Origin of the sequence: Bartonella sp. AP36NXGY (genome assembly GCF_042195865.1) — a bacterium.
Classification (GTDB): domain Bacteria; phylum Pseudomonadota; class Alphaproteobacteria; order Rhizobiales; family Rhizobiaceae; genus Bartonella.
In genome coordinates, this window is sequence record NZ_JBHIPD010000019.1 from 21491 (window position 1) to 27490 (window position 6000).

The following is a 6000-nucleotide window of genomic DNA, read 5'->3' on the forward strand; positions in this document are numbered from 1 at the left end:
GTAGTTTCAAGTACTTTCTCACGACCATTTTTTCAAAACAGGCAATCACAACACGCTCTGTCATAGCGCACATATAAATACGCAACAGCCTTCATGGGGGAAGATGATCATCAATACACAAACCGTTCTCTGCCTTGATCTAGATCTAAGACAGGCTGGGCGATTTCTCGTGTAGACAGCAGTATAACAAGTGGCACTTGTCAATTTTGAATTTTTTCGTTTTCAAGGCGATAGTAGGCGCTATTTGCGTTTTCAGCAATGGCTTACAAAAATGAAAATCACAACAGATAAAGTCAATGCCTCACAAGAAAAGATGATTAAGACGGTGTGTGCAAAAGAATACAATCCAAAAGATGACAACGAAGCAAATGCTTTAGCAATTTTATATTTAGTTAAAGAAGGGAATGCGCATGTCTAATACAATGCCATGGATAAGATTCCTTTTGAATGACTGGAACAGTGAGATAGATGGAATGACATGAGAACAAAGGGGCATTTATATAACGCTTTTCATTCGCATATATGACAAAAAAGCACCAATTAAAACAGATTTTGAAATGCTTGCCCGCGCTTGCAATTGCTCGCAAAAAAGTTTGCAACTATTGTCGAATATCTCATGAAGAATGGTAAATTTCTTGAGAAAGATAATGGTTTGTCGAATACGCGCATTGAAGAAGAGCTAAAAGATTTTACTGATAAAAAAGCGCCCATATCGCAAATTCATAGTGAGGCTGGAAAAAAGGTGTACAATAAAAAACGCTATAAAAAACATTTTAATGATTTTGCTGAAGCAAACGCTAAGCAAAATCAAGCTATAAAGAACCAGAATAAGAATATATATATAAACTAAAACTATCATTTTAGCAAAAAAAACTGCTTCTGAAAATTTAGAAACAAACGAACAGGTTGACGAACCAACATAGGTTGCTGCTGTTGAGACCACATCAGAGCAAATCGAAACGGGTGTAGAAACCCAACCTTCCATTCACGAGCAAGAGAACATTACGAAAAAGCTAAACGGGTTAGAAATGACAGTGGCTGTCGTACCCCTGATAATTTCGAACCTGTTTATGATTTCGCAATCGAAGAGGGATTTCCTCCAGAGCGTATCAAAGCCGAAATGGCAAAATTTCGAGATTTTTGGAAAGCTAGAACAGGCAAAGATGCACGCAAAACGGATTGGAAAGCAATGTGGCGCAACTGGGTGCAAAAAGCTATCGAGGATTTAGAGAACGGAAAAAACTATGGAAATCACTCTCAAAGGCAAAAAAGTGTAGATGAACGCATCTCAGACAGTATCCTTGATATCGGGCCTCGAGGTCACTTTGAAACACATTCACGAGATGATAACTCTGGAGTTTCCTTTAGTTTTGAAAAGTGGCAAGCATTGACACAACAGCAGGAAGCGATTGCCTTAGAAGCGTGTGATCAACTTCACGAATTGTTTTCAATAAAAGTGAGTAAAGAGGACATAACCAAGGCAATTCGGATGCTTTCGGTGTGGTTTAAAAATTTCGCAACAGACAAATCATGAAGATATGGCGCTTACCTATGGAATGGTTTTGGAAAGTGTTTCTGCGTAGTCACTCATAAAAACGGTCAAACGGATTTTATGCGATGAGGTAGAAGGTTTATCGGATACGTTTTTCCAAGCACTCGTGAGTTAGTAAAATTATGTCGTGATTTGGAAAATAGTCTTTTGACAAAAACCAATCTTGTACACCAGGCTGTTTTGAACACCCGTGAAAAAAGGCTGAAAGAAAAAGCAATGAGAGAGAATTCAAGACCACTCACGTTGGTTGAAAAGCAAGTGAAAAACATTGCAGGTTAGCAAACTAGTGAAAATTTCTAATCGTTTTTTGATTGGATGTGCATTTAAATCGACAAAATGGCACCGTACAGAGTGATTTAAAGATTTTACGATAAAAAACCTATCATATAAAACGCTCTGTACAGTCAAATTTGAGGCAAATAGACAAATTTGTAAAATTAGGATTAAAGCATGTTCATTTTAAAACATCTATTCTTAAAAAACCGTAAACAACCCATGCGAAAGAGGTTTGTTGCAACGGCAGTGGGTATGTCCCATGGGGGATGGGACAGAGGAGTATTTTTACAACCTCTACGAATACGAAGACGGTACAAGAGAGTGTGAAAAGTTTGATGGTGATCAGTATTACAAAACACCTAAAAATGCGGATTTTAGTACCAAAGCGCAAGTAAAAGCATGGGTTTACGGTGGTGATATTCCGAAAAGCATTCTCAATTACGAACCTCTTATAGACGAGATCAACAGAGAGATCAAAAAATTATCGAAAACCGCAAGAAATAAATATGTTTACAGATAAGCAGCTAAGAGCCTTGTTTGGTATTATAACTTTTATATTTTTATGTTTTTCAGAAATTAAAAAAATATTGACTTTATTCAGAGTATATTGCGTATTGCTCTAAATGCGCTTCTTAAACATTTGCACAAAAGCATTAAAAGCTATTGAATCATGGACTTTATGTTATATTTTTATATAATATTAGAGAGGGCGTTTTATGCACAACAAAATTACGTAAAGTTGGAGGATCCGTTATGCTCTCTATACCGCCTGCATTGTTTGATGTTCTTCATCTTACTGAAAATATGCAAGTGGGTTTGGCTATTGATAATGGACAATTGGTTGTAAAACCACAAATATCGCAAAATTACACTCTTGAAGAATTGTTAGCCGAATGTAATCCTTCGGACGATTTTGCGGATAAAGATGTAGAGTGGTTTGATGCTAAGCTTATTGGCAGAGAGCTCTTGTAATGAAGCGGGGTAAAATTTGGTTTGTATCGCTTGACCCAACCTCTGTCTATGAGAAAAAGGAACGCGTCCTGTACTGATTGTGTCACCGGAGGCGTTTAATCGTTTAACAAAAACACCCATTGTTTTGCCCATTACGAGTGGAGGAAATTTTGCTAGAATAGCAGGCTTTGCTGTTTCATTGGTGGGAACAGGGCTGCATACAACAGGTGTGATACGCTGTGACCAACCGCGTGCTTTAGATATAGTAGCGCGTAATGGAAAAAGAATGGAAACTATTCCATATATAATTATGGATGAAGTCTTAGCAAGGTTATCAACATTTCTTACTTGAATTTTTTCTACACTTTTAAATGTTTAAAAACACCAACTTTAGGTAAAAAGTAAAAAAGCATAAGATCATGATTTTTTTCTGCGGACAATCAGCTAATCAATTTTTCACAGAATAAAAATCAATATTTGACTAATGATGTCATTAATTATGACTCAAAAGGAGCCATAATGAAAGCTGTCATCACTACGTCAATGTGTGTTGTTGGAGACAATAAAAGCGCTGTTCGCTTTGAACCATTACCCCCAATAATCCATTTGTTGAAGTTTCTAATCAGGTCTACGCACGTCTCAAGCGCGCCAATGCTGCAAAACCTTTTGTTGACGTCAAAACAACAGCAAAACCTAAAAAGACAGTTGAACAAATTAAGCAGATAGAACAAGAAGTAGCACAAACATTATCTGAACCAATGACTGAAGAAACCTTACTCGAAAAACCAAAAGCATCTAAGGTCTCTCAATCATCAACACCTACTCTTAAAAAGGCTTAGACGTTGAAGTTAATTATCCACCAAAAATGGTATCTTCAACAGGCAAAAGATACCTTCACAAGCCTTCAAGCCCCTCGCCTTAATTGGGCTCTGCGTAATGCTCTAAACACTACAGCAAAACAAGTTGAACGCTTCACTGAAAAGCAAGTTGCAGACATCTCATCAGCCCAAATAAAGCGTATAAGAAGAGGTGTTTATATTAAAGAAAAGGCGACAGCAAGGTTTCTTGAGACAGATATCATTGGTCCTGGAACACCGATACTTCTTAAATTTTTTAAAGCAAAAGAACAAAACGCAGCGTGGCTTACAAAATGTTTGTAAAAAAACAAATCTTGCCCATGTTTTTATCAAGGATCGGAGTTTTCCAAAGCGTGTTGAATTAAAAAAGCTGAATGGTAATGTTTTTCAAAGAGTGGATGGAAATCAATTCCCCATTGCAAAACAAGAGGGACCCTCAATTGCTAGGGTGATGTCAAAGCCAGAGATTACAAGTGCTATTGCACAATATGCCAATGAAAGATTAACCAAAAATATACAGAGACAACTTTCTCGTCAAGAATACGCTGCTAATAAGAAAGGCTAGATCATGTTCTCAAGCTTTATCTATATCTTACATATCCTTATGAGTTTATGCATTACACACTTTGATTGCAATTTTAAAAACAGATTATCACTTATGCTTTGTTTTTCCATAAAAAAGTCAATAAAATCAATATAAAAGGTACTTCCCAGCGGGTTGGCTTCGTTGCGGAACAGGCTAGTGCGAACTATCGCTAGCGACAGAATTTTCAATTTGACTGTACATTGTACACTTAACTCATTGATAGATAACAATTTCAATATGTACACTGTACAGTATGTGAAACGTTTTCTTAGCAAAAAGTAATTTTTATTACTGGACAATTCTAGTAATAGGTATTTTCAAATCAGGTGCCTCAAAAACACCTTAAAACAACTAGCGGATTAGTTGCCGAAATAACTAATCTTCCGCAATTTAAAAGCTTTAACTCATTCTATGCTACATGCATATAATAGCTTTGTCAGGTGTGGCTATGCCATATCCCCCCCTTCGGGGAAAGGCATAACGACGGACTAGATGCCGTGTTTCTTAGCGACCAGCACTCTTTTAGAATGTCATTAAGGAACGTCTAACATCTAAGAATTCTTTATGAATACCATTATTAAAATTACTGAATTATGTGGCAAAAGGCATGACAATATTATGCGTGACATCAAGAAAACGCTTGAAGAACTTAACGCCCTCAAATTTGAGAAGGTTGATTTTGGTGGGCACTACCTTGATAACATAAGGTGAAAGCCGCCCTTGTTATAACCCGCCAAAGCGTGAATGCTTAATTCTTGTTTCTAGTTACAGCACTGCCTTACGAGCAAAGATAATTAACCGTTGGAAAGACAAGTAGCTATTCCATAAATTGATTACTCCAAACCCGAAGTATTACTTGGCGCCTTAAATCATCTACAAAATCAAATTGAGCAGAAAGACCATGTTATTTCAGAATTAGCACCAAAAGCAAAAGCTTTAGAAGGCTTAAAACGCTCTGATGGTTTGTTTGGTTTGTTTGGTTTGTTTGAAACCGTGAAGATGTTGGAGATAAGACCAAAGGATTTAATAGATTACTTGCGTAAAAATGATTGGGTGTATCGACGTGCTCCAAGTGGTCCATTGTTACCTTAATCAGGATAAAATCAACAAAGGATTCATGGACTGTTCTGCCATCACCATTCAAAAACCGGATGGAACAGAAAAGGTGCTGCCTTCAACAAAAATCACACTTAAAGGATGGGCAGCATGTTTGAGAGAACAAGTCCACGGAGGCGTGCAATGAAGGTAGATTCTAACTTCTTATGCGATTTATGGATGGCATTATCTCAATTTTCTAGACATGAAAATATGAGTGATAAGATTGTACTGCTCTGGTTGACATCATGAGTTTAGTAGAAAAAGCTTTGATTTTAAAACTTCAAGATGAAGTGCCAATCCTTCTTTCGATATCTTTCTCATCTGACGCTCCATAAAAAAGCCCCACATCAGTGGGGGCTGGATAAAATGATGTTCTAATCAATCTCGCGTTAATTATAATAAAGTGGCTCGCTACATCCACGGGCGCCTATTTTTTCATCTTCTACATAACGAGAATGCGCAAAATTCCGTACAAGATGATCATTGTTAGAGCCACCAGTCCAATCGCCTCCTCCCAACATACCATTTATGGATAACATGTAAGTTTTATGTAAAAATAACTTGCTGTATTTATACAGCTTTTTTACAGTGAGGGACGCGTAAATAAAAGTTAGGGAATAGGATTTTCTAACATTTGTCTACAACAGTAGCATTTTCTTTTCTTTGCGCTTCGCTAATCA

The 6000-nt window shown here is 37.0% G+C and carries 5 protein-coding genes and 5 pseudogenes; 9 read left to right on the forward strand and 1 reads right to left on the reverse strand.

Going from position 1 to position 6000, the window contains the following annotated elements; genetic code table 11:
- Positions 1-190 precede the first annotated feature (190 nt).
- From ACFINX_RS07645 to ACFINX_RS07685, 9 genes and pseudogenes are all read left to right on the forward strand, one after another.
- The gene (locus ACFINX_RS07645; RefSeq protein ID WP_375613726.1) at positions 191-418 is read left to right on the forward strand and encodes a hypothetical protein; all 228 of its coding nucleotides are present in this window, start codon (positions 191-193) and stop codon (positions 416-418) included.
- Positions 419-577: 159 nt separating this feature from the next.
- The gene (locus ACFINX_RS07650; protein ID WP_375668577.1) at positions 578-850 is read left to right on the forward strand and encodes a hypothetical protein; all 273 of its coding nucleotides are present in this window, start codon (positions 578-580) and stop codon (positions 848-850) included.
- A 270-nt stretch (positions 851-1120) separates the two neighbouring features.
- The gene (locus ACFINX_RS07655) at positions 1121-1534 is read left to right on the forward strand and encodes a hypothetical protein (RefSeq protein ID WP_375668578.1); all 414 of its coding nucleotides are present in this window, start codon (positions 1121-1123) and stop codon (positions 1532-1534) included.
- Between the two features lie 468 nt (positions 1535-2002).
- Positions 2003-2348 (forward strand): annotated as a pseudogene (locus ACFINX_RS07660) (hypothetical protein).
- 233 nt (positions 2349-2581) lie between these two features.
- Positions 2582-2800: an antitoxin gene (locus tag ACFINX_RS07665; protein ID WP_375613730.1), complete on the forward strand. Its 219-nt coding sequence runs from the start codon at positions 2582-2584 to the stop codon at positions 2798-2800.
- Positions 2800-3131, forward strand: a pseudogene (locus ACFINX_RS07670) (type II toxin-antitoxin system PemK/MazF family toxin). Before ACFINX_RS07665 ends, ACFINX_RS07670 begins: the two are co-directional and overlap by 1 nt.
- A gap of 167 nt (positions 3132-3298) precedes the next feature.
- Positions 3299-3618 (forward strand): annotated as a pseudogene (locus ACFINX_RS07675) (hypothetical protein).
- A gap of 3 nt (positions 3619-3621) precedes the next feature.
- Positions 3622-4201 (forward strand): annotated as a pseudogene (locus ACFINX_RS07680) (hypothetical protein).
- A gap of 585 nt (positions 4202-4786) precedes the next feature.
- Positions 4787-5465: pseudogene (locus tag ACFINX_RS07685) on the forward strand (phage antirepressor KilAC domain-containing protein).
- A gap of 244 nt (positions 5466-5709) precedes the next feature.
- Here the strand turns inward: ACFINX_RS07685 and ACFINX_RS07690 are convergent.
- Positions 5710-5859 (reverse strand): hypothetical protein, encoded by a 150-nt coding sequence (locus ACFINX_RS07690; protein ID WP_375668579.1) that lies wholly within the window; start codon positions 5857-5859, stop codon positions 5710-5712.
- Between the last annotated feature and the right edge of the window lie 141 nt (positions 5860-6000).

What these genes read in the sequence shown, in the direction of transcription:
- ACFINX_RS07690 (WP_375668579.1), bottom strand. Translation starts at nt 5,859, where the DNA reads ATGTTATCCATAAATGGTATGTTGGGAGGAGGCGATTGGACTGGTGGC.
- ACFINX_RS07665 (WP_375613730.1), top strand. Translation starts at nt 2,582, where the DNA reads ATGCTCTCTATACCGCCTGCATTGTTTGATGTTCTTCATCTTACTGAA.
- ACFINX_RS07655 (WP_375668578.1), top strand. Translation starts at nt 1,121, where the DNA reads ATGGCAAAATTTCGAGATTTTTGGAAAGCTAGAACAGGCAAAGATGCA.